We start from the raw sequence: 20653 nt of genomic DNA on the forward strand, positions 1-20653 counted from the left end.
GCTCAGCGCGGACGGCTGAGCACCAGTCGCAAGGACAGCGCAAGAAGGCCGGCAAACAGGAAAGCCGCCCAGTTGGCCATCGACAGTCCGAGGAAAACCCACTCCTTGCTTGAGCAGAAACCCGTCACCATGAACAGCGACGGCCACTGCATGCCGAACCAGTCGACCAGCCTTTCGATCAGCGTCGGCTCGCCGAAAGCGCATTCGTTCGCCGGGTCAGGCGCGTACTGCTGCCAGCTCTGGTAGAGCGCCGTCGCCAGGCCGCCGGCGGCGGTCAGCGCGGCGAACGATCCCAACAGCCGACGCGCCGACGGCAGCAGCACGCCGGCCAGCGCGACGATTGCCAGCAGCAGGCAGAGCAGGCGCTGGAAAATGCACAGATGGCAGGCATTCAGCCGCAGCAACTCGCCGAGCGCCCAGCCGCCGACAGCCGCCCCGGCGGCACTGATGGCGATCACGCCGAAGTTCGCACGTGCACTCAGGCGCATGCGCCAAACCCAGCACCCGCAACGCGGCGTTTTTTCCCCGGCATGCCGTCTCGCGTTTTGCCGCTGTTCATGCTGTACCACTCCCGAAAACCGGCCAGCGCCGGGATGAGGCGAATGATTCTAAAGGCAAGCAGTGGCCGACACCAAACGCCTGCTCGCTGCCATCCGGCGCGGGAAGCCGGGGCACTGCGCGGCGGCAGCGCGCGTAGCCGTGCGAGAAGGTTCATTCTTCGGCGCGCTCGGGCTATCATGACGCGATGAAAACACGCATCCTGCTCGTTGAAGACGATGAACGCCTGGCCGACCTGACCGCAGAGTATCTGCGCAAGAACGATTTCGAGGTCAGCATCGAGTCGCGCGGCGACACCGCCGAAGCGCGCATCCTCGGCGAGCGGCCCGATCTCGTCGTGCTCGACGTGATGTTGCCGGGCAAGGACGGCTTCGAGGTCTGCCGCATGATTCGCCCGCATTACAGCGGCGTCATCGTCATGCTCACCGCCCGCGACGAGGATTTCGACCAGATTCTCGGTCTCGAACTTGGCGCCGACGACTACATTGCCAAACCGGCGCAGCCGCGACTGCTGCTCGCTCGCATCAAGGCCCTGCTGCGGCGCACACCGACCACCAGCGGCGGCACGATGCAGAGCGATGCCGACGCCGAGCTGGCTTTCGGCCGCTTCCGCATCAGCCAGGAAACGCGCACCGCACACCTCGGCGACGAGGTCATCGAACTGACTACCGCCGAGTTCGATCTCCTCTGGCTGCTGGCGCAGCACGCCGGCAACATCCTGTCGCGCGACGACCTGCTGCAGCAATTGCGCGGCATCGGTTTCGACGGCCTCGACCGCTCGATCGACGCGCGCATTTCCCGCTTGCGCAAGAAACTCGGCGACGACCCGGACAACCCCAAGCGAATCAAGACGGTACGCGGCAAGGGCTATCTGTTCAGCAAGCATGACTGGCAATAGCAACGGCAGCAGCGCGGGCCGCGCGAGCAACGGCGGCGGCCACAAGCTGCTGGCGATCTTCGGCCGCTACAAGCCGGCACCGTGGCGTGGGCATTACAGCCTGTCGAAGCTGTTCTTCAACGTCTACCTGCTCGCCGCCAGTTCGTTCATCGTCATCGCGCTGTTCGCCGATTTCGTCATCTCGACGGCCATCCGCGGCGTCACCGAAGACTACATGAGCCGCTTCATGCGCGGCACCATCGTTCTGATCGAGGACGAACTGTTCCGCCATCCGCGCGCCGAATGGCCGACCGCGGTCAAGGCGATCGACGAGAAGTTCGCTTACCGCCTCGACATTGTCGAACGCTGGACGCTCCGGCTTGAACAGAAACAGGCCGAACGCCTCGACTCCGGCGACATGGCGGTTTCGCCCGATGGCGACATCCTCTACCACCGGCTCAAGGAAACCTCGCAGGTTCTGGTGGTCGGCCCGCTGTCGCCACGCGCCAATGCCGAATACCACGGCAGCCTGTCGATGGAACTGCGCATCCGGCTGCTGACATGGACGGTGATCGGCGTCGTGCTGGCCATCGCCGTGTGGTTCTTCGTGCGCCCGTTCTGGCGCGATCTGGAAGCGATGCGCCAGACCGCACGCGCCCTCGGCGACGGGCAGCTCGACGCACGCGCGCCACGCATCCGCAGCAGCGCTTTCGATCTGCTCGCCGAAACCTTCGACGGCATGGCCGAACGCATCCAGCGACTGATCGCCACACAGAAGGAATTGTCGAGCGCCATCTCGCATGAATTGCGCACACCGATCGCGCGTATGCGTTTCGAGTTGGAAATGATCTCCGAAACCGACGAGAGCAGCGAACGCGACCGCCTGCGCCGGATGATGGAAGACGACCTCGACGAACTCGACGGCCTGATCGACTCCAGCCTCACCTACGCGCGTTTTGAACGCGAACCGCCGGAACTGCACCTGTCGCCGGTCGAGTTCTCGCCCTGGCTGGAAGAAGAAGTCGAATCAATGCGCATCCTCGGCCGCCGCCTCGACCTGACGGTCGACACGCGCGCCGTGCCGGAAGGCCTGCAGGTCGAACTCGACCGCAAGAGCATGCCTTACGCGATCACCAACCTGCTGCGCAACGCCATCAAGTACGCGCGCTCGCGTATCGAAGTCAGTGCCGAACTGATCGACGACCGCATCGCCATCCACGTCGACGACGATGGCTGCGGCATTCCGCCCGAAGAACGCGAACGCGTCTTCTCGGCATTCACCCGTCTCGACAGCTCGCGCGACCGCTCGACCGGTGGCTACGGACTGGGGCTGGCGATCGCCCGGCAGGTGCTTGAGCAGCACCATGGCTTGGCATCGGCGGACGAAGCGCCGCTCGGGGGGGCACGCTTCACCTTGAGCTGGCCGGTAACGCAGTCCGGCATCAATAACTGAGGCATAAGCAGGCGCGCGGACGGCGCAATGAGCCGCCTGCGCCTGCGCCTGCGCCTGCGCCTGCGCCTGGGCCCGCGCCCGCGCGAAGCCGAGCAAAGCCTTGCCGTTACAGCCCGTCACCGAAGCGCCCCAAAAGCACAACAGAAGCAGCCAGCAGCCCGGCAGTACAATTCTTCCATTGCTTCAGCGCCCCCTCGCTGGCAATTGTTTGAACCTCCCTGATAGCCCATCCCCCTGATGGGTTTTGAATCCCGCGGCGAATCAACCGCGGGATTTTTTTCGCCCTCTTTTGCAAAAGCCCGGCTTTCGTCGCGAGCACTCGCGAGGAAAAAGCCACAAACTTCAAAAAACCAAAAACGACATATTCGAGCACATGCCGTCACAAAAAAGCCAAAAACATGCAACATACGTGAAGCCCTCGCACGCTTAGAATGCAGGCGTTGTCTCGGCGTCCCCCGCGCTGGCAATGTTTGACCCTCCCTGATTCCCGTCCCCCGACGGGATTTGAATCCCGTGAAGCGAATGCTCGCGGGATTTTTTTCGCCTCCGCGACACGCGCCGTCACAAAAGAGATGCGCAAGCACAACAGACTGGCCGGGTGAAGGCGTCTAAGATCAAAGCCGTACACGTAGCAGCGCTAGCGGTAATTGTTGAACCTCCCTGATGCCAAGTCGCCCCCGACACGGCTTGAATCCCGCAAACACCAGAGTTTGCGGGATTTTTTTCGCCTGTTCGCCACGCCAGCGCGGCAGCGGTGCCGGATGCCCGCCGCTATTTCGGCGTTGGCGATGGCGGCGGCTTGACCGGCGCCGCAGGCGCTGCCGGGGGAGTCGCAGAAAGCTCGGCCGTGGCGGCTGGCGACGGCGCAGCGCTCGCCTCCAAGCTCGTTGCCGCACAGACCACCGGCTGACCGAGCAAACGCACTTCGCGCTGCGGGAAGGGAATCTCGATGCCGTGTGCGCGAAAAGCCCGCAATACGGCAACACTGACGTCGGAGCGGATGTTCGCCGACCCCGCTTCCGGATCGCCGATCCAGAAGCCCAGTTCAAGATTCAGACCGCTGTCGGCGAACTGCGTCAGCAGCACACGCGCTGGCGGATCAGCGAGCGTGCGCGACTGCGCATTCGCCACCTCGGTCATTAGCTGCATCGCCAGATCGATATCGGCGTCGTAGGCGATCTGCACCTGTACGGCGACGCGCACGCGCGAGTCGGTGAACGAGCGGTTCTGGATGATGTTGCTGACCAGATACTCGTTCGGAATGATCACCTCCGAGCCCGTCTGCGTATTGACGACCGTATAGCGCGTGGTGATCTGGGTGACGACACCGGAAGTTGTCGCGTCTACGGCGATGACGTTGCCGATGCGGATCGAGCGGTCGAGCAGAATGATGAAGCCGCTGACGTAATTGCTGGCGATCTTCTGCAGACCGAAGCCGAGGCCGACGGCAAGCGCGCCGCCGAACACCGACAGCGCAGTGATGTCGATGCCGACCAGCGACAGGCTGAACAGCAGCGCGACCAGCGACAGCAGCGACTTGGCGAGACGCGCGAAGAGAACACGCACGTTCGAGTCCATATCCTGCGCGCGCAGCAGACGCTGCTCGACAAAACCGGCGGCCCACAGCGCGATGAGCAGCGTCGCCAGCACGGTAACGGCAGCGTGCAGGACCACCCACAGATCCAGCCGCTGCTTGCCGACGCTGAACGTCACCTGTTCGAGCATGTCGATCAGCGGATCGGACAGCCCGGTGATGTAGAGCGCCAGACACAACCAGACGGTGAGGGCGAAGAAGCGCTCGGAAGCGGCCAGCCAGCCGCTCGGCGCAAAAGCCCGCCGCAGCACATAGACGGTGACGCGCACCACGGCCAGCGAGAGCAGCAGCGGCACCGCCAGATCGATCATGCCGACGTGTCCCCACCAAGGCTGCAGCGCGGCACGCGCCAGCAACACCAGCGCGAGAGCCAGCAGAGGGAAGGAAACGCGGCGCAGACCGCTCTCGCCGAACTCGCGCAGTGCGCTGCGCTCGCCGCTGGCGTCGCGCGAATACTGGCGCAGCAGCCGCGTCAGCCACCAGGCGATGGCCAGGCTGGCAAACAGCGCGACGAATTGCCACCAGGCATCGGGCTCCTGCAGCTCGCGCCAGATGCCGCGCAGCAGCGAAAAAAGCTCGCGCTCGTTCATCGACGTTCCAGCACCGCCGCGAAGAAGCCGTCGACGCCCTGCTCCAGCGGCGACAGGCGCAAGCGTTCGCCGGCCTCGATGGCAATACCCTGCGCGCGCAGCACCTCGCCGGCGTTGAGCGGAACAAACTCGGGATGCGCGGCGAGGAAGGCGTCGACGATGACGTCGTTTTCCGCCGCCAGCGGGCTGCAGGTCGCATAGACGAGACGACCACCGGGTTTCACCAGCGTCGATGCCGCGGCGAGGATCGACGCCTGCTTCACCGCCAGTTCAGCGATCGCTTTCGCCGTCTGCCGCCACTTCAGGTCGGGGTTGCGGCGCAGCGTGCCGAGGCCCGAGCACGGCGCGTCGACCAGCACACGATCGAGCTTGCCGGCCAGCCGGCGCACGCGCGCGTCGCGTTCGGATTCGATACGCACCGGATGCACGTTCGACAGTCCCGAGCGCGCCAGACGCGGCTTCAACGCCGCCAGACGCGGTGCCGAAACGTCGAAGGCGTAGAGACGGCCCTGCGAGCGCATCAGCGCGCCGAGCAGCAGGGTCTTGCCGCCGGCACCGGCACAGAAATCGGCGACCATCTCGCCGCGCTTCGGCTGCACCAGATAGCCGAGCAGCTGGCTGCCCTCGTCCTGCACCTCGACGCTGCCGTCGAGAAACAAAGGGTGTCTGGCCAGCGCCGGCTTGCCGGCGAGGCGGATGCCGAGCGGCGAGAAAGGCGTTGCCACGCCGGCAATGCCGTCTTCGGCCAGCCGCGCCAGTACCGCCTCGCGCTCGGCTTTGAGCGGATTGACGCGCAGGTCGAGCGGCGCCGAATGCTTGCTCGCTTCGGCCAGCGCTTCGGCCGCCGCCTCGCCCATCTGCGCGACGAGCATCTCGTACAGCCAGTCGGGCAGGTCGCAGCGCACCGGAGGCGGCAGGTCGGCAAGCTTCACCGCCTTGGCTTCGGCCAGCCACTTCGTTTCCGATTCGCGCAGCAGCGATTCAAGCTCACGCCGGTTGAGTCCCTGCACACAGGCCAGCGAAGCGAGCAGCAGGCGGCGCGAGGTGACGTCGTCGCCGCAGCGAGCAGTCAGCGAACGCCGCCGGCGTAGGACGGCAAAAGTCGTCTCGGCGACGAAGGCGCGATCGGCGCGGCCGAGTTCGCCATGGCGACGGAAATACTGCGACAGCGTCGCGTCAGCAGGCGCGGCAAAGCGCAGCAGTTCGCCGAGAACGGCTTCGGCACGGGCAAAGACAGCAGGAGAAATGGGCATCGGTGGGCTTCTAGTCGGAACTGGTGTGGATCACGTCGGCCAGCTCTTCAAAGCTGTCGCCGTGACGGTCGGTATAGCGGATTTTAACCGGCAGCAGCCAGCGCTCGCGCGCCAGCCACAGATCGGTCGTATTGTCGCCCGGCGCGCGCACGTGCAGCGTCTGAAAACGGCCGGCCGGCGTCTCGATCTCTTCGTCGCCGACCGCCTCAAGACGGTAGCGCTCGAACTTCTTGCCGGTGGCGATCGGCATGACATTGACGCCCGCCAGCTGCGGCAGGAAGGCGAGCTGGTAATGGAAAGACAGCAGGTCCTGCGCGCCGTCTGCCAGTGCTTCGGCCGGCCGGTCGCCGACGCGCACGGTTCCTGCCGACCAGTCGAAATCGGCGCGCTCGCGCGTCTCGGCGCCGTTGCGCCGGACGGCGAAAGACTCGGGATGATAGCCGGCAGCGTCGAACAGGCCGCGGCTTTCCAGCGCGATCTGCAGCGGTTTGAAAAAGGCCGCCAAGCCGCTGGTTTCGGTCAGCGCGCTGATGCGATAGGCGCCGTCGGCGATCCGCCAGGTATGCGTCGAATGACCGACTTCAAGCCCGCGCGTGCCGCGATAGACGCGATAAGAGATCGTTCCTTCGGCCGGCAGGCGATTGGCGACCGCATCGGCGGTGGCCTCAGCCCCCTGCGACGACGTACTCGCGTCATCGCCCGGCACACTGGCAGCGCCATCATGACTCTCTTCGGTTGCCACTGGCGCCGCGGCTTCACCGGCGGCAGCAGTCAGCTGCGCGACGCCGGCCGGCAAGGGCGCCGCAGGCGTTGGCACAGCGGGCTTTGCCGGCGAGTGGCGCTTGCGTGGTGTGCTGCGCGCTGGCGGGGCAACGCGCGCCGGTGCCGCGACGGGTTCGATTTCCGCGACCAGCGTCGGCGGCGACGGCGCCGTCGACAGATCGACATCGGGCAGGAACAGCGCCAGCGCGTGCGCGCCGAGTGAGGCGACGAAGGCGGCGATCAGCGCCAGTGGCATTTCATGTGCGCGCGGCGGCCGGCACGATCAGCGTCGGCGGCACATCAGCCGGCGACGAATCGACGCGCACGCGTCCGCTCTCCAGATGCAGGCGGCCCTCGGCCCACCAGCGCACGGCCAGCGGGTAGACGCGATGCTCGGCGGCAAGGACACGCGCCGCGAGGCTGTCCTCGTCGTCGCCATCGACGACCGGCACCGCCGCCTGCACGATGATCGGTCCGTGGTCGAGCGCCGGCGTCACGAAATGCACCGTGCAGCCATGCACGCGCACGCCCTCGGCGAGCGCCCGGCGGTGCGTATCAAGACCCGGGAAAGCCGGCAGCAGCGAAGGGTGAATGTTGAGCAGGCGGCCGGCAAAGTGATTGACGAAGTCGTCGCCGAGAATGCGCAGGAAGCCGGCGAGGACGACGAGATCGGGCGCGAACGCGTCGATCCGCTCTGCCAGCGCCGCGTCAAAGTCGGCACGGCTGGCGAAACCGCGATGTTCGAGCACGCAGGTCGGCACGCCTGCGGCGGCAGCGACAGCCAGTCCGCCGGCGTCGGCACGATTGCTGATGACGGCGGCGACGCGCAGCGGCAACTCGCCGCTGGCAACGGCGTCGAGCAGCGCCGTCATGTTGCTGCCGCGCCCGGAAATGAGGATGACGATCGATTTCATCTGAAGCCCAATGCCCCCACCGGCAGGAAGACCGCGGTGGCGACGCTTTGCGTGAACCGCGACAGGGCGCGGCCGTTCTTGTCGGCGATGATGCCGGAAAGGAGATCGAGGACGCCGATCAGGCGACCAAACTCGCGCTCGAAGCTGAGGTTCGGATGGCGCGGATCCAGATCATTGGCGAGCAGGAAAGGCTCACCATCGGCGGCGCGCGCCGAGGACAGTTTCCACAGCGCGATCTCGATATTGCGGGCGCAATTGTAAAGCTTCTGCGCATCGAGGTCGTCGAACACGTAGAAATCGTCCTTGTGCTCGAAAGCGGCATCGACCATGCCGAGCAGACCGGCGACAAGTGCCAGCACGCGGTCGCCGTTGTAGTCGGCGCTGAAGGCGAGCATCGCCGCGGCGCCTTCCTGCCGGCCCTCGAGTTCGGCAAGGCCGCCGCGCCCGGAGAACAGCCGATCGACCGCCGCCTCGAGGCTCGGCTGGCTGGCCTTGCGCCATTCGCGCGGATTGCGTTTGTAGAGCTTTTCGGTCAGGCGACGCAGGCCGTAAACCACTTCGCGCCGGCTGGCGTCGAGGCTGCGGTCGATGTCGGTCTTGGCGATGTAACGCGGATGCACCTCGACCGTACGGCTGCCATCGCGACCGACCTTGGTCGCGCAAGCGGCCACCAGCAAGACCGCCAGCAGCGCGCAAACGGTGACTGCGGCGCGTCCAGCGAGCATGGCGTTTCCGCTCAGACCGCGCGCCGCTGCGAAAGCCAGGCGAACAAGGCCGGCAGCAGCGAAACGCCGATGATGCCGACAATGACCAGCGTCAGATTCTGGCGGATCCACGGCAGGTTGCCGAACCAGTAGCCGACGAGGGTCAGCGACCCCACCCAGGCCAGCGCACCGACGATGTTGAATATCTGGAAACGTCCCCAGTGCATGGCGCCGATGCCGGCGACGAAGGGCGCAAAAGTGCGCAGCAGCGGCAGGAAGCGCGACAGCACCAGCGTCTTGCCGCCATGCTTCTCGTAGAAGGCGTGCGTTCGCTCAAGCGCGGCGCGGTTGAAAAAGCGCGAGCTTTCCCAGTGGAAAACGCGCGGCCCGAGATAGCGGCCGATCTGGTAGTTGAGCGTGTTGCCGAAGATCGCCGCCAGCGTCAGCACGATCATCAGCAGGCCGATGTCCATGCCGCCGAGCGCTGCCAGCGCGCCGGCGACGAAGAGCAGCGAATCGCCGGGCAGGAAGGGCGTGACGACAAAACCGGTCTCGCTGAAGATGACGGCGAAGAGGATCGCGTAGATCCACATGCCGTACTGCTGCACCAAGAGTTCGAGATGACGGTCGAGATGCAGGACGATATCGACAAAGGTGGCGAGATATTCCATCAGCCAGGAGTTTCCGTGCCAACACCGCCGATGGCCGCGGCCCGCCCGCCGCGGCAAACGCGGCCGGCCGATTCTAACCGAATATGCGATTGGCTCAGGCAGCAGCCGCTGATTAGTGCCGGCTGGCGACATCGGCGATAATCGCACCATGTCCGATTTGCCCGAAACCCTTCCCCAGGCCGAAACCATGGCCCCGGCGTCGACGCCGGGGCGAAGGCAGATCCAGCGCCTGCCCGACCTGCTGATCAGCCAGATCGCCGCCGGCGAGGTGGTCGAACGGCCGTCGTCGGCGCTCAAGGAATTGCTCGAAAACGCGCTCGACGCCGGCGCCACGACGCTCACCGTGCAGCTCGAAGGCGGCGGCGTCGACCTGATCCGCGTCATCGACAACGGCTGCGGCATCGCGCGCGACGAACTGGCGCTGGCGCTGACGCGGCACGCCACCTCGAAGATCGCCTCGCTCGACGACCTCGAACGCGTCGGCACGCTCGGCTTCCGTGGTGAGGCGCTGGCGTCGATCGCCGCCGTGTCCGATCTCGCCATCAGCAGCCGGCAGCGCGACGCGGCACACGCCTGGCGCCTGCGCGCGCGCGACGAAACCGCCAGCGAACCCGAGCCCGCGGCGCTCGCCGCCGGCACCATGATCGAAGTGCGCGAGCTCTACCGCAACACGCCGGCGCGGCGGAAATTCCTCAAGGCCGAAGCGACCGAATACGCGCACTGCGCCGAAGCCGTTCGCCGCATCGCGCTGGCGCATCCGCAGGTCGCCTTCACACTGTCGCACAACGGCCGTAGCGGCCTGCATCTGCCGGCGAGCGATGCTGCCGGTCGCGCCGCGGCGCTGCTCGGCGAAGACTTTCTCGGCGAATCGCGTGCGCTCGAGGCGGCGGCCGGCGGCCTGCGACTGAGCGGTCGCGTCGGCCTGCCGGCACAGGCGCGCACGCGCGCCGACGCGCAGTACTGCTACGTCAATGGCCGCTTCGTGCGCGACAAGCTGCTGGCGCACGCGCTGCGCGAAGCCTATCGCGACCAGCTGCACGGCAGCCGGCAGCCGGCCTACTGCGTGTTCATCGACATCGACCCGGCGGCGGTCGACGTGAACGTGCATCCGGCAAAAACCGAAGTGCGCTTTCGCGACGCGCGCAGCGTGCACCAATTCGCTTTCCACGCCGTGCAGCGCGCGCTGGCGGCGACGCCGGCGCATCTGCTTGGCGGCGAGACGACGAGCGCGGATGCCAGCGAGACTGCGGGCACGACGGGCAGCGAAGGTTTCGGCGCCGGCTTTTCCCGCCCGCAAGCCGCTGCCGTCACGCGTGGCGGACACGCCGGCAGCAGCGATTACGGTCTCGGCAAGCTGCCGTCCTACGCCAGCGGCGGCTACACGCCAGCGCTCAGGCCACACCCGGCTGCCGGGAACGAAGCTGCACCCGATTCCGGCACGGCGAATTTCTTCCGCGCTGGCGACGGCCACACGCCGCGCGCCAAGGAGCCGGCGACTGCCGCCTATCTCGCCTTCGCGGCCAGCGCGCGCAGCGCAGCCGGCACAGAGGAAGGCGACGCCCAGGCCACACCAGGCGTTACCGCCGCCTCGCCGGCTGACGTGTCTTCGCCCCGCGCTGCCGTCCCCTCGGTCGGCGACGCGGCGCCGCCGCTCGGCTTTGCCATCGGTCAGGTACACGGTATCTATCTGCTGGCGCAGAACGCCAACGGGCTGGTACTCGTCGACATGCACGCGGCGCACGAGCGCATCCTCTACGAACGGCTGAAAGCGGCGTTTGACGGCCGGCCGCCGGCGACGCAGGCGCTGCTCATCGCCGCTGTCTTTGCCGCCGACGCGTTCGACGTCGCTGCCGCCGAGGAACACGCCGACGCGCTGGCCGCACTCGGCTTCGACATCGCGCCGCTCGGGCCGACGCAACTCGCCGTGCGCGGCGTGCCGGCACTGCTTGCCGGCGCCGACCCGACGGCATTGGCGCGGGCGCTGCTCGGCGAACTGCGCGAGCACGGCGTCAGCCAGCTATCGGCCGCGCGGCGCAACGAACTGCTGGCGACGATGGCCTGCCACGGCGCGGTGCGCGCGCATCGCCAGCTAGCGCTGCCGGAAATGAACGCCCTGCTGCGTCAGATGGAAGCCACCGAGCGCGGCGGCGAATGCAACCACGGTCGGCCGACTTGGACGCAGCTGTCGCTCGCCGAACTCGACAAGCTCTTCCTGCGCGGCCGATGAGCACGGCACACGCTCCGGCGCACTCGGCAGCGCCAGACACCGCGGCGCTGCCGCCGGCGATCCTGCTGATGGGGCCGACGGCGAGCGGTAAGACGGCGCTGGCGATCGCGCTGGCGCAACGCTTCCCGCTCGAAATCGTCAGCGTCGACTCGGCGCTGGTCTTCCGCGACATGAACATCGGCACGGCCAAGCCCGACGGAGCGACGCTCGCCGCTTTTCCGCACCATCTGGTCGACCTGATCTCACCCGAGGAAGCGTATTCGGCCGCGCGCTTCGTTGCCGACGCACGCGCACTGATCGCCGACATCGCCGCGCGCGGCCACGTGCCGCTGCTCGTTGGCGGCACCATGCTTTACTTTCGCGCGCTACTTGGCGGTCTGGCCGAACTGCCGCAGGCCGACGCCGACCTGCGTGCGGCCATCGATCAAGACGCCGCCGCGCGCGGCTGGCCGGCGCTGCACGCCGAACTCGCAGCACTCGACCCGGCAACGGCGGCGCGGCTGGCGCCCAAGGACTCGCAGCGCATCCAGCGCGCACTCGAAATCTGCCGGCTGACCGGCGAGCCGATGTCGGCGCTGCTGGCGCGCGAAGCCGCGGTGGCGCCCGCCGCCCGCTTTCTCGCGCTCGGTCTGCTGCCGGCGCTGCGCAGCGTGCTCGCCGAACGCATCGGCGCGCGCTTCACGGCGATGCTCGCCGCCGGCCTCGAGGACGAAGTCGCCGCGCTGCGCCAGCGCTACCGCCTGCACGCCGATCTGCCGTCGATGCGCTGCGTCGGCTATCGTCAGGTCTGGGAAGCGCAGGACGGGCAGTTCCCGCGCAGCGAACTGGTCGCGCGCGGCAGCGCCGCCACGCGCCAGCTGGCCAAACGACAACTCACCTGGATGAACAACACCTTGCGCCCGGAAATGGTCGACTGCCTCGCCGCCGACGTGGAAGTTCGCGTCGGCGAACGCGTCGCACAGTTTCTCGAAGGCGCGGCCGCGCACTGAGCGCCCGCCGCCCGGCACAGGAAAGGAGCCCCATGAGCGAAAACATCCCCGGAAACAGCGCCGGCAGCAAGCCGGCTGGCGGCGAGCCGCCGAAAACCTGGCACCGTCCCGACGGCAGCGTCATCGCCTGTGTCGAAAAGATCCGCCTGCTCAACGAGAACTTCAACGAGCTGCAGCAACTGGCGCAGGACGCCTTCGACGACGGCCTGCTCATGGGCTGTAGCGAGCAGCAGATGCGCGAGGCTTTCCGCGCCCTGTTCGAGGGTCTGACGCCGTCGTTCCCGGAACGGCACGACTGAGCTGCGACTGCACCGCGCTCGTGACGGGCAATAAAAAAGGCGGCTCGCGCCGCCTTTTTCGTCGGTTCCGACCGGGTCAGACGACGATCGTCGCCGCTTCACCTGCGGCACGCGCCTCGACGACACCGATCTCGTACGCCGGCTGACCGGCCTCGACGAGCAGGCGCAGCGCTTCAGCGACGTTGTCCGGGCTGACGATGACGACCATGCCGATGCCGCAGTTGAAGACGCGGTGCATCTCGGAATCGGCAACCTGCCCTTCGCGCTGCAGCCAGTCGAACAGCTTCGGCCGTTGCCATTTGGCCGAATCGATCACTGCCTTGACGGCGTCGGGCAGCACGCGCGGCACGTTTTCGGTGAGGCCGCCGCCGGTGATGTGCGCCATGCCCTTGACCGGCAGCGCGCGCAGCAGCGCCAGCAGCGGCTTGACGTAGATGCGCGTCGGCGCCATCACCGCGTCGGCGAGCGTGCGCGACTTGCCGTCGACTTCGTCGAAAGGCGCGTCGAGCTCGGAATGCGAGCGCTCGATGATCTTGCGCACCAGCGAATAGCCGTTCGAGTGCGCGCCGGAAGACGGCAGGCCGATGACGACATCACCGGCAACGATGCCGGCGCCGCTGATGATTTCGGATTTTTCGACGGCGCCGACGGCAAAACCGGCGAGGTCGTATTCGCCGGCCGGGTACATACCGGGCATTTCAGCGGTTTCGCCGCCGATCAGCGCACAGCCGGCGTCTTCGCAGCCACGCGCGATACCGCCGACAACCGCCGCCGCGGTCGCCACGTCGAGCTTGCCGCAGGCGAAGTAGTCGAGGAAGAACAGCGGCTCGGCGCCCTGCACGAGGATGTCGTTCACGCTCATGGCGACGAGGTCGATGCCGACCGTGTCGTGGCGGTTGAGCTCGAAGGCGAGGCGCAGCTTGGTGCCGACGCCGTCGGTGCCGGAAACGAGCACCGGCTCGCGGTAGCGCTTGGGCACCTCGAACAGCGCACCGAAGCCGCCGATGCCGGCGAGCACGCCCTCGCGCATCGTCTTCTTCGCCAGCGGCTTGATGCGCTCGACGAGGGCGTCACCGGCATCGATATCGACGCCGGCGTCACGGTAGGAGAGGGAGCCCGCGGGCGGGGTGGAGTTGAATTCCTGGGTCATCTTGGGAAGCGTCCCGAGCAGGGCCGGCGAGTGATAGAATGCTGCCGCACACGCCGCCCGGTTGATAAAAGCGGCAAGCTTGAAAAGCCGCGATTTTATCCGAAATGTCGGCGACGCGCCGAACGGCCGCCGGACCTTCATCCGCCGTCATGGTAGTGCCGCGTGCAACACCGGGCAGCGCAGGCGCCACCCGCGCGCGACGAGACTCACCGGGCCGAAGGCCCCGCCGCTGCCGAGCCGCCTTGTTTGATCCGCCGTTCCTGAAATCCTCGCTGCCGAACGACCCTCCCGCCCGAACAACCTGCCGCCTGCGCCCTGATGCGTCAACTCATCCTCGATCTGCTGCCGGATGCCGCGCCGAGCCTCGACAATTTCGTCGCCGGCAGCAACGGCGAGGTACTCGCCGGCCTGCGCCGCTGGCTGCTGCCGGCCAACGAGGAAACCTGCCTCTACCTGTGGGGTGATGGCGGCGCCGGCAAGACGCACCTGCTGCGCGCCATCGCAGCACCGTACTTCGACGCCGCCAGCGATCCAGCCTTGCGCACGCTGGCCGAAGACGATACACGCAGCGGCGGCCGTCTGGCGGTCGACAATGTGGAAGCGCTCGACGCCGACGGACAGATCGCATTATTCAATGCATTCAACAGGTTGCGCGCCAGCGGTGGTGCCCTGCTCGCCGCCGGCAACGAACCGCCGCTGCGCCTCGCCTTGCGCGAAGACCTGCGCACGCGCCTCGGCTCGGGACTGGTTTTTCGCGTGCATGCACTGAGCGACGCCGAAAAAATCGCCGCACTGGCGGCGCAAGCCGCCGCGCGCGGCCTGCGCCTGCCGCCCGAGGGGTTTCCCTACCTGCTGGCGCGCGCGCCGCGCGACATGCGCAGCCTTGCAGCGATCCTCGTTGCGCTTGACCGTTACTCGCTCGAACACCAGCGCCCGATCACCCTGCCGCTGCTGCGCGAGGTGCTGCACAACACGCCCGAAGCGTGAACTGCCCGCCATCCGCCCCCAGCCAAAGTCCAATACCGCCCAAACGCATGACATCAGACCTGACGCTACCTCCCCTCGATGGCCGCGAACTCGCGCTCTTCGACCTCGACAACACGCTGCTTTCCGGCGACAGCGACTTCGAGTGGGCACAATTCCTGATCGGCCGCGGCGTCATCGACGGCGAACTGCACGCCGCGAAGAATCGTGATTTCTACCAGCAATACGTCGACGGCACGCTCGACATCTTCGAGTTCCTCGACTTCCAGCTGCGTCCGCTGGCGCGCCATGAACGCGCGCAACTCGACGCCTGGCACCGCGAATTCATGGCGACGCGCATCCTGCCGCTGATCGGCGAGCGCGCCCGCGCGCTGGTGCGCGCGCATCGCGAACGCGGCGCGCTGTGCGCCATCGTCACCGCCACCAACAGTTTCGTCACCGGGCCGATCGCCCGAGAGTTCGGCATCCCGCACCTGATCGGAACGATCCCGGCGCAGGAGGATGGCCGTTTCACCGGCAAACCGCGCGGCGAACCTTCTTTCCGCGAAGGCAAGGTAACGCGCGTCAACGCCTGGCTGGAAACGCTCGGCCTGTGGCGCGGCAGCTTCGCACGCAGCTGGTTCTACAGCGATTCGCACAACGACCTGCCGCTGCTTGACTGGGCGAGCCACCCGGTAGCCGTCGATCCCGACGCACGCCTGGCGGCGGCGGCACAGGCCAAGGGCTGGCTGACGATCAGCCTGCGCCCCTGAGCCTCGCCCTTTCTGCCGGACCCAAAATGATTCGCAAACTGATCCACCGTGTTTTCGGCCCGCGTGCCGCCACCGCCCCGACGACGCCTGCCCGCCCCGACGACGGCCCGGCGCTGATTCCGGCCGCGCGCCACGGCATCCACCGCGAGCGCCTGAGCAGCGGCGCCCGACGCACCGTCGAAACGCTGCAACAGCAAGGCTACAAGGCCTACGTCGTCGGCGGCGCGGTGCGCGACCTGCTCGCCGACATCACGCCCAAGGACTTCGACGTTGCCACCAACGCGACGCCCGAGCAGGTGCGCCAGTGCTTCCGCCGCTCGCGCATCATCGGCCGCCGCTTCCAGATCGTGCATGTGCTGATGGGCGCCGAGACGATCGAGGTCGCCACCTTCCGTGGCCCGCACGACGACGACACGCAGACCGACGCGCATGGCCGCGTGCTGCGCGACAACGTCTTCGGCACGCACGCCGAGGATGCCGCGCGCCGCGACTTCACCGTCAATGCCCTGTATTACGACCCGGTTGCTGAAACGATCATCGACTTCCACCACGGCGTCGCCGACCTCGAACAGAAAACCCTGCGCATGATCGGCGACCCGGTGACGCGCTACCGCGAAGATCCGGTGCGCATGCTGCGCGCCGCGCGGCTGGCGGCCAAGCTCGGCCTGTCGATCGACCCGGCGGCGCGGCGGCCGATCCGCGAACTGGCGCCGCTGATCGAGAACGTGCCGCCATCGCGGCTGTTCGACGAAATGCTCAAGCTGCTCAGTTCGGGGCATGCGCTGCGCTGCCTGACGCAGCTGCGCGACGAAGGACTGCACCACGGCCTGCTGCCGTTGCTCGATGTCGTCCTCGAACAACCACAGGGCGAGCGCTTCGTCGAACTGGCACTGGACAGCACCGACCGGCGCGTGCGCGAAGGCAAGCCGATCTCGCCGGGATTCCTCTTCGCCACGCTGCTCTGGCAGCAGACGGTGGCACGCTGGCAGAAACTGCAGGCGGCCGGCGAACGGCCGATTCCGGCCTTGTTCGTGGCCATGGACGAAGTGCTCGACACGCAAGCGGAAAGCCTCGCCATCACCCGCCGCATCGCCGGCGACATCAAGGAAATCTGGGCGCTGCAGCCGCGCTTCGAGCAACGCTCGGGCAAGCGCCCTTACGCGCTGCTCGAACACCAGCGCTTCCGCGCCGCCTGGGACTTCCTGCAACTGCGCAGCGAAGCCGGCGAGATCGACAGCGAAATCGTCAGCTGGTGGGAAGCCTTCATGGACGCCGACGGCGAGAGCCGCGCCGCGCTGCTGCAGCCGCCGCGCGCCGATGAGGTGAAGAAACGCCGGCGGCGCAAACGCAAGCCGGCTGGTGGTGGCAGCGACGCCGCCACGCCGGCAGCGGTCGACGCGGGCGAAGCGTACTGAGCGCTCGCCCGCAGCGCACCGACCCTCGGCGCAGCCGCTTCCTGCCGCCACAAACGCTCCCGAAAAAACTGCGCGCTGCCAAGGCTCCATCCCGCCGCCGACCGTCAAGGGCAAATGCCAAGGCGCTGCGCACGCAGAGCCGGCGGCGCCCCGTGAACCGCATCTTTCCGACATGACCGACACACCACCGACCCGCCGCGCCTTCGTTGCCCTCGGCGCCAACCTTGAAGATCCGGCCGCGCAGCTGAAAGCCGCCGCCGCGGCGCTGGCAGAACTGCCAGACAGCCGCCTGCTGCGCGTCTCGTCGCTCTATCGCAGCGCGCCGGTCGATGTCGGCAATGAGCGCCAGCCCGACTACGTCAACGCCGTCGCCGAACTGGCAACGACGCTGTCGCCGCACGCGCTGCTCAATGAGCTGTTCGCCATCGAAGCGCGTTTCGGGCGGCGCCGCGCCGGCCGCAACGCGCCGCGCACGCTCGACCTCGACCTGCTGCTGGTCGACCAGCTATGCCTCGACGAGGTCTGTGTCGACGACGTGCTTCTCAGCCTGCCGCATCCGCGCATGCACCTGCGCGCTTTCGTCATCCAGCCGCTGGTCGAAATCGCCCCGGACAGCCGCATCCCGCGCCGCGGGCTGGCCGCTGCCTGGCTGCCGGCCGTCGCCAGCCAGCGCATCGAGAGGCTCGCCGAGTGACACTGCCGGTGCTGTGGCAGACCGGCTTGCTGCTCGCCGCGTCAAACGTCTTCATGACCTTCGCCTGGTACGCGCACCTGAAAAATCTGTCCGACCGGCCGTGGTGGATTGCCGCGCTGGTGTCGTGGGGCATTGCGCTGTTCGAATACATGCTGCAGGTGCCGGCCAACCGCATCGGTGCCAGCGAACTGTCGCTGGCACAACTGAAGATCATGCAGGAAGTGATCACGCTGGCGATCTTCGTACCTTTCGTCGTCTTCTACATGCAGCAACCGCTGAAGCTTGACTATCTGTGGGCGGCTCTGTGTATCCTTGGCGCCGTCTATTTCATCTTCCGCTCATGATTGCGTGCTGCCGCTGCCCTTGCCGCGACCAGGCAGCGCCAGCGACCGTTCCACGCATCGATCCGATGCGCACTGCCTGCGAACCCTCAAACCGGGGAGAATGACCCTATGTCCGTCCATGTTCCGGGCGACGCGCCGCGCCGCCGCCTGACGCACGTCGACCTCGCCAGGATGCACAGCGCCGGCGAGAAGATCGCCATGCTGACCTGTTACGACGCCAGTTTTGCCGGCCTGTGCGACGCCGCCGGCGTCGACGCGCTGCTCATCGGCGACTCGCTCGGCATGGTCGTGCAGGGCCACGACTCGACGCTACCGGTGACGGTGGCCGACATCGTCTATCACGTCGGCGCCGTCGTGCGTGGCAGCCAGCGGCCGCTGATCATCGCCGACCTGCCGTTCGCCAGCTTTCAGGAAAGTCCGCAGCAGGCTTTCCGCAACGCCGCGGCGCTGATGGTCGCCGGCGCGCAGATGGTGAAGATCGAAGGCGGCGTGAACATGGCCGAGACGACGCAGTTTCTGAGCACGCGCGGCATTCCGGTGTGTGCGCACATCGGCCTGACGCCGCAGTCGGTGCACCAGTTTGGCGGTTACCGCATACAGGGCCGCGATGCTGACGGCGCCGCCCGCTTCATGGCCGATGCGCTGGCGCAGCAGGAAGCCGGTGCCGCGCTGATCGTCATCGAGGCAGTTCCGGCAGCACTCGCCAGTGAAGCCGCGCGCCGCCTGTCGATTCCGAGCATCGGCATCGGCGGCAGCGTCGACTGTTCGGGCCAGGTGCTCGTGCTGCAGGACATGCTCGGCATCTCGGCCGGGCGCAAGGCTCGCTTCGTCAGGGACTTCATGGCCGGCCAGACCTCGATCGCCGCCGCCATCGCCGCCTACGTCGCTGCCGTCCGCGACGGCAGTTTCCCCGCACCCGAACACTGTTACTGAACGCCAGCGCGCATCGCGCCGGACTTCACCTCCGAGACCATGCTACTCATCAAAACCATCCCCGAACTGCGCGCTGCGCTGGCCGGCAAGAACGTCGCTTTCGTCCCGACCATGGGCGCCCTGCACGATGGTCATATCGCGCTGATGAGCGCGGCACGTACCTACGCCGACACCGTCGTCGCGAGTATTTTCGTCAACCGCCTGCAGTTCGGTCCGAACGAGGATTTCGACCGTTATCCGCGCAGCCTTGACGCCGACTGCGCGCGCCTCGACGCCGCCGGCGTCAGCGTCGTTTTCGCGCCCGACGAGGCCGAGCTCTATCCCGAGCCGCAGGTCTATCAGGTCGATCCGCCAGTGATCGCCAACGAGATCGAAGGCGCTTTCCGTCCCGGCCACTTCCGCGGCGTTGCCACCGTCGTCCTGAAACTCTTCAACATCGTGCAGCCGCGCGTCGCGCTGTTCGGCAAGAAGGACTACCAGCAGCTGACGATCCTGCGCGGTCTGGCGGGGCAACTGGCTCTGCCGCTCGACATCGTCGGCGTCGATACGCTGCGCGCCGACGACGGTCTGGCTTTGTCGTCGCGCAACCAGTACCTGTCGGCCGCCGAACGCGCCGAAGCGCCGCAGCTGTATCAGGCGCTGTGCAGCGTTCGCGACGCGGTTTTCGCCGGCGAACGCGATTTTGCGCGACTCGAACAGCAGACGGCAGCAGCGCTCGACGCTCGCGGCTGGCAGACCGACTACATCGCGCTGCGCCGCCGCGCCGATCTGGCGCTGCCGCAGCCGGGCGACGAAGCGCTGGTGGTCCTCGCCGCCAGCCGCCTCGGTTCGACGCGACTGATCGACAACCTCGAGATTCGCGCGACGGCGACCGGCGCCGACGCCTAGCCAGCCAGAGAAAAACTGCACCGCGCCAGGAGCAGGCGCGGCGCAGTGGCCGCAAGCCCGGCGGCATTGACAGAGCGGGACGAGGGTCTACAATGCGTCGCTTCGCCCGCGGCGCCCTTGCGCCGCCCGCTCCGCGCAGAGGATCGCAACATGTTCAGAACCATGCTCAAGTCGAAGCTGCACCGCGTCACGACGACCCACGCCGACCTGCATTACGAAGGTTCGTGCGCGATCGACGAGGATCTGCTCGACGCCGCCGACATCCGCGAAAACGAACAGATCGACATCTGGAACGTCAATAACGGCGAACGCTTCACCACCTACGCCATCCGCGCCGAACGCGGCTCGGGTGTCATCTCGGTCAATGGCTCGGCGGCGCGGCGCGCCGCGCCCGGCGACATCCTGATCATCGCCAGCTTCGCCGCCTTCGCCGACGACGAACTCGCCGCGCACGAGCCGAAACTGATCTACGTCGACGCGCTCAACCGCATCGTGCGTACCGGCCACCGGATTCCGGTCCAGCTCGCCTGAGCAAGCCGCCGCAGATAAAAAAAGCCGCGTTTTTCGCGGCTTTTTTACGTCCGGATTCTGCCGCTGACGGC

At 67.2% G+C, this 20653-nt stretch carries 22 protein-coding genes; 13 read left to right on the forward strand and 9 right to left on the reverse strand.

The annotated features are described in order from the left end of the window. Window positions 1-2 precede the first annotated feature (2 nt). A complete protein-coding gene (locus GGD90_RS05895; protein WP_153115326.1) occupies window positions 3-488 on the reverse strand; it encodes a disulfide bond formation protein B in 486 nt (161 codons plus the stop codon). 257 nt (window positions 489-745) lie between these two features. Between GGD90_RS05895 and GGD90_RS05900 the strand changes: the two genes are divergently transcribed. Then, window positions 746-1456 (forward strand): winged helix-turn-helix domain-containing protein, encoded by a 711-nt coding sequence (locus GGD90_RS05900; RefSeq protein ID WP_153115327.1) that lies wholly within the window; start codon window positions 746-748, stop codon window positions 1454-1456. Further along, the gene (locus tag GGD90_RS05905; protein WP_153115328.1) at window positions 1443-2888 is read left to right on the forward strand and encodes an ATP-binding protein; all 1446 of its coding nucleotides are present in this window, start codon (window positions 1443-1445) and stop codon (window positions 2886-2888) included. Before GGD90_RS05900 ends, GGD90_RS05905 begins: the two co-directional genes overlap by 14 nt. 106 nt (window positions 2889-2994) lie before the next feature. Here GGD90_RS05905 and GGD90_RS05910 read toward each other — a convergent pair whose 3' ends face one another. From GGD90_RS05910 to GGD90_RS05940, 7 genes are all read right to left on the reverse strand, one after another. Continuing rightward, window positions 2995-3261 (reverse strand): hypothetical protein, encoded by a 267-nt coding sequence (locus GGD90_RS05910; RefSeq protein ID WP_153115329.1) that lies wholly within the window; start codon window positions 3259-3261, stop codon window positions 2995-2997. Between the two features lie 398 nt (window positions 3262-3659). Beyond that, the gene (locus tag GGD90_RS05915; protein ID WP_153115330.1) at window positions 3660-5072 is read right to left on the reverse strand and encodes a mechanosensitive ion channel family protein; all 1413 of its coding nucleotides are present in this window, start codon (window positions 5070-5072) and stop codon (window positions 3660-3662) included. After that, the gene (locus GGD90_RS05920; protein WP_153115331.1) at window positions 5069-6325 is read right to left on the reverse strand and encodes an RsmB/NOP family class I SAM-dependent RNA methyltransferase; all 1257 of its coding nucleotides are present in this window, start codon (window positions 6323-6325) and stop codon (window positions 5069-5071) included. Before GGD90_RS05920 ends, GGD90_RS05915 begins: the two co-directional genes overlap by 4 nt. 10 nt (window positions 6326-6335) lie before the next feature. After that, on the reverse strand, window positions 6336-7343 hold the full coding sequence (locus tag GGD90_RS05925) for a DUF3108 domain-containing protein (RefSeq protein WP_153115332.1): 1008 nt from the start codon (window positions 7341-7343) through the stop codon (window positions 6336-6338). A 1-nt stretch (window position 7344) separates the two neighbouring features. Then, window positions 7345-8001, reverse strand: a complete 657-nt coding sequence (purN, locus tag GGD90_RS05930) for a phosphoribosylglycinamide formyltransferase (protein WP_153115333.1) — start codon at window positions 7999-8001, stop codon at window positions 7345-7347. Then, entirely contained in the window at window positions 7998-8726 is a 729-nt protein-coding gene (locus GGD90_RS05935; protein ID WP_153115334.1) for a hypothetical protein, read from the reverse strand. Before GGD90_RS05935 ends, purN begins: the two co-directional genes overlap by 4 nt. Before the next feature lie 11 nt (window positions 8727-8737). Next, window positions 8738-9376, reverse strand: a complete 639-nt coding sequence (locus tag GGD90_RS05940) for a DedA family protein (RefSeq protein WP_153115335.1) — start codon at window positions 9374-9376, stop codon at window positions 8738-8740. Between the two features lie 187 nt (window positions 9377-9563). On the opposite strand from GGD90_RS05940, the gene mutL reads away from it, so the two are divergent. From mutL to GGD90_RS05955, 3 genes are read left to right on the forward strand one after another with little or no spacing between them, the layout of a single operon-like run. Further along, window positions 9564-11603, forward strand: coding sequence for a DNA mismatch repair endonuclease MutL (mutL, locus tag GGD90_RS05945; protein WP_221227676.1), 2040 nt, complete (start codon window positions 9564-9566; stop codon window positions 11601-11603). Next, window positions 11600-12592 carry a tRNA (adenosine(37)-N6)-dimethylallyltransferase MiaA gene (gene miaA / locus GGD90_RS05950; protein ID WP_153115337.1) on the forward strand — a complete coding sequence of 331 codons (993 nt, stop codon included), beginning with the start codon at window positions 11600-11602 and terminating at the stop codon, window positions 12590-12592. Before mutL ends, miaA begins: the two co-directional genes overlap by 4 nt. A 32-nt stretch (window positions 12593-12624) precedes the next feature. After that, window positions 12625-12891 (forward strand): hypothetical protein, encoded by a 267-nt coding sequence (locus GGD90_RS05955; RefSeq protein WP_153115338.1) that lies wholly within the window; start codon window positions 12625-12627, stop codon window positions 12889-12891. A gap of 76 nt (window positions 12892-12967) precedes the next feature. Here GGD90_RS05955 and purM read toward each other — a convergent pair whose 3' ends face one another. Next, window positions 12968-14041, reverse strand: a complete 1074-nt coding sequence (purM, locus tag GGD90_RS05960; protein ID WP_153115339.1) for a phosphoribosylformylglycinamidine cyclo-ligase — start codon at window positions 14039-14041, stop codon at window positions 12968-12970. Window positions 14042-14359: 318 nt separating this feature from the next. On the opposite strand from purM, the gene hda reads away from it, so the two are divergent. From hda to panD, 8 genes are all read left to right on the forward strand, one after another. After that, a complete protein-coding gene (gene hda, locus GGD90_RS05965; protein WP_153115340.1) occupies window positions 14360-15028 on the forward strand; it encodes a DnaA regulatory inactivator Hda in 669 nt (222 codons plus the stop codon). 47 nt (window positions 15029-15075) lie between these two features. Further along, on the forward strand, window positions 15076-15777 hold the full coding sequence (locus GGD90_RS05970; RefSeq protein ID WP_153115341.1) for a histidinol-phosphatase: 702 nt from the start codon (window positions 15076-15078) through the stop codon (window positions 15775-15777). Window positions 15778-15803: 26 nt separating this feature from the next. Next, on the forward strand, window positions 15804-17192 hold the full coding sequence (gene pcnB / locus GGD90_RS05975; RefSeq protein ID WP_153115342.1) for a polynucleotide adenylyltransferase PcnB: 1389 nt from the start codon (window positions 15804-15806) through the stop codon (window positions 17190-17192). Window positions 17193-17364: 172 nt separating this feature from the next. Continuing rightward, complete coding sequence (gene folK / locus GGD90_RS05980; protein ID WP_153115343.1) at window positions 17365-17886, forward strand: 2-amino-4-hydroxy-6-hydroxymethyldihydropteridine diphosphokinase; 522 nt, start codon at window positions 17365-17367, stop codon at window positions 17884-17886. Further along, window positions 17883-18230, forward strand: a complete 348-nt coding sequence (locus GGD90_RS05985) for a DMT family protein (protein WP_228273637.1) — start codon at window positions 17883-17885, stop codon at window positions 18228-18230. The genes folK and GGD90_RS05985 overlap by 4 nt, the downstream gene beginning before the upstream one ends. Window positions 18231-18338: 108 nt before the next feature. Next, window positions 18339-19163, forward strand: coding sequence for a 3-methyl-2-oxobutanoate hydroxymethyltransferase (gene panB / locus GGD90_RS05990; protein ID WP_153115344.1), 825 nt, complete (start codon window positions 18339-18341; stop codon window positions 19161-19163). 39 nt (window positions 19164-19202) lie between these two features. Continuing rightward, a complete protein-coding gene (gene panC / locus GGD90_RS05995; protein ID WP_153115345.1) occupies window positions 19203-20051 on the forward strand; it encodes a pantoate--beta-alanine ligase in 849 nt (282 codons plus the stop codon). 150 nt (window positions 20052-20201) lie between these two features. Further along, window positions 20202-20582: an aspartate 1-decarboxylase gene (gene panD / locus GGD90_RS06000; RefSeq protein ID WP_153115346.1), complete on the forward strand. Its 381-nt coding sequence runs from the start codon at window positions 20202-20204 to the stop codon at window positions 20580-20582. Window positions 20583-20653: the final 71 nt, after the last annotated feature.

The organism is Rhodocyclus tenuis, assembly GCF_014197755.1.
Classification (GTDB): Bacteria; Pseudomonadota; Gammaproteobacteria; order Burkholderiales; family Rhodocyclaceae; genus Rhodocyclus; species Rhodocyclus tenuis.

Coding starts and splice junctions, on each gene's coding strand:
- GGD90_RS05895 (WP_153115326.1), bottom strand. CDS start 488: ATGCGCCTGAGTGCACGTGCGAACTTCGGCGTGATCGCCATCAGTGCC.
- GGD90_RS05900 (WP_153115327.1), top strand. CDS start 746: ATGAAAACACGCATCCTGCTCGTTGAAGACGATGAACGCCTGGCCGAC.
- GGD90_RS05905 (WP_153115328.1), top strand. CDS start 1,443: ATGACTGGCAATAGCAACGGCAGCAGCGCGGGCCGCGCGAGCAACGGC.
- GGD90_RS05915 (WP_153115330.1), bottom strand. CDS start 5,072: ATGAACGAGCGCGAGCTTTTTTCGCTGCTGCGCGGCATCTGGCGCGAG.
- GGD90_RS05920 (WP_153115331.1), bottom strand. CDS start 6,325: ATGCCCATTTCTCCTGCTGTCTTTGCCCGTGCCGAAGCCGTTCTCGGC.
- GGD90_RS05925 (WP_153115332.1), bottom strand. CDS start 7,343: ATGCCACTGGCGCTGATCGCCGCCTTCGTCGCCTCACTCGGCGCGCAC.
- purN (WP_153115333.1), bottom strand. CDS start 8,001: ATGAAATCGATCGTCATCCTCATTTCCGGGCGCGGCAGCAACATGACG.
- GGD90_RS05935 (WP_153115334.1), bottom strand. CDS start 8,726: ATGCTCGCTGGACGCGCCGCAGTCACCGTTTGCGCGCTGCTGGCGGTC.
- GGD90_RS05940 (WP_153115335.1), bottom strand. CDS start 9,376: ATGGAATATCTCGCCACCTTTGTCGATATCGTCCTGCATCTCGACCGT.
- mutL (WP_221227676.1), top strand. CDS start 9,564: ATGGCCCCGGCGTCGACGCCGGGGCGAAGGCAGATCCAGCGCCTGCCC.
- miaA (WP_153115337.1), top strand. CDS start 11,600: ATGAGCACGGCACACGCTCCGGCGCACTCGGCAGCGCCAGACACCGCG.
- GGD90_RS05955 (WP_153115338.1), top strand. CDS start 12,625: ATGAGCGAAAACATCCCCGGAAACAGCGCCGGCAGCAAGCCGGCTGGC.
- purM (WP_153115339.1), bottom strand. CDS start 14,041: ATGACCCAGGAATTCAACTCCACCCCGCCCGCGGGCTCCCTCTCCTAC.
- hda (WP_153115340.1), top strand. CDS start 14,360: ATGCGTCAACTCATCCTCGATCTGCTGCCGGATGCCGCGCCGAGCCTC.
- GGD90_RS05970 (WP_153115341.1), top strand. CDS start 15,076: ATGACATCAGACCTGACGCTACCTCCCCTCGATGGCCGCGAACTCGCG.
- pcnB (WP_153115342.1), top strand. CDS start 15,804: ATGATTCGCAAACTGATCCACCGTGTTTTCGGCCCGCGTGCCGCCACC.
- folK (WP_153115343.1), top strand. CDS start 17,365: ATGACCGACACACCACCGACCCGCCGCGCCTTCGTTGCCCTCGGCGCC.
- panB (WP_153115344.1), top strand. CDS start 18,339: ATGTCCGTCCATGTTCCGGGCGACGCGCCGCGCCGCCGCCTGACGCAC.
- panC (WP_153115345.1), top strand. CDS start 19,203: ATGCTACTCATCAAAACCATCCCCGAACTGCGCGCTGCGCTGGCCGGC.
- panD (WP_153115346.1), top strand. CDS start 20,202: ATGTTCAGAACCATGCTCAAGTCGAAGCTGCACCGCGTCACGACGACC.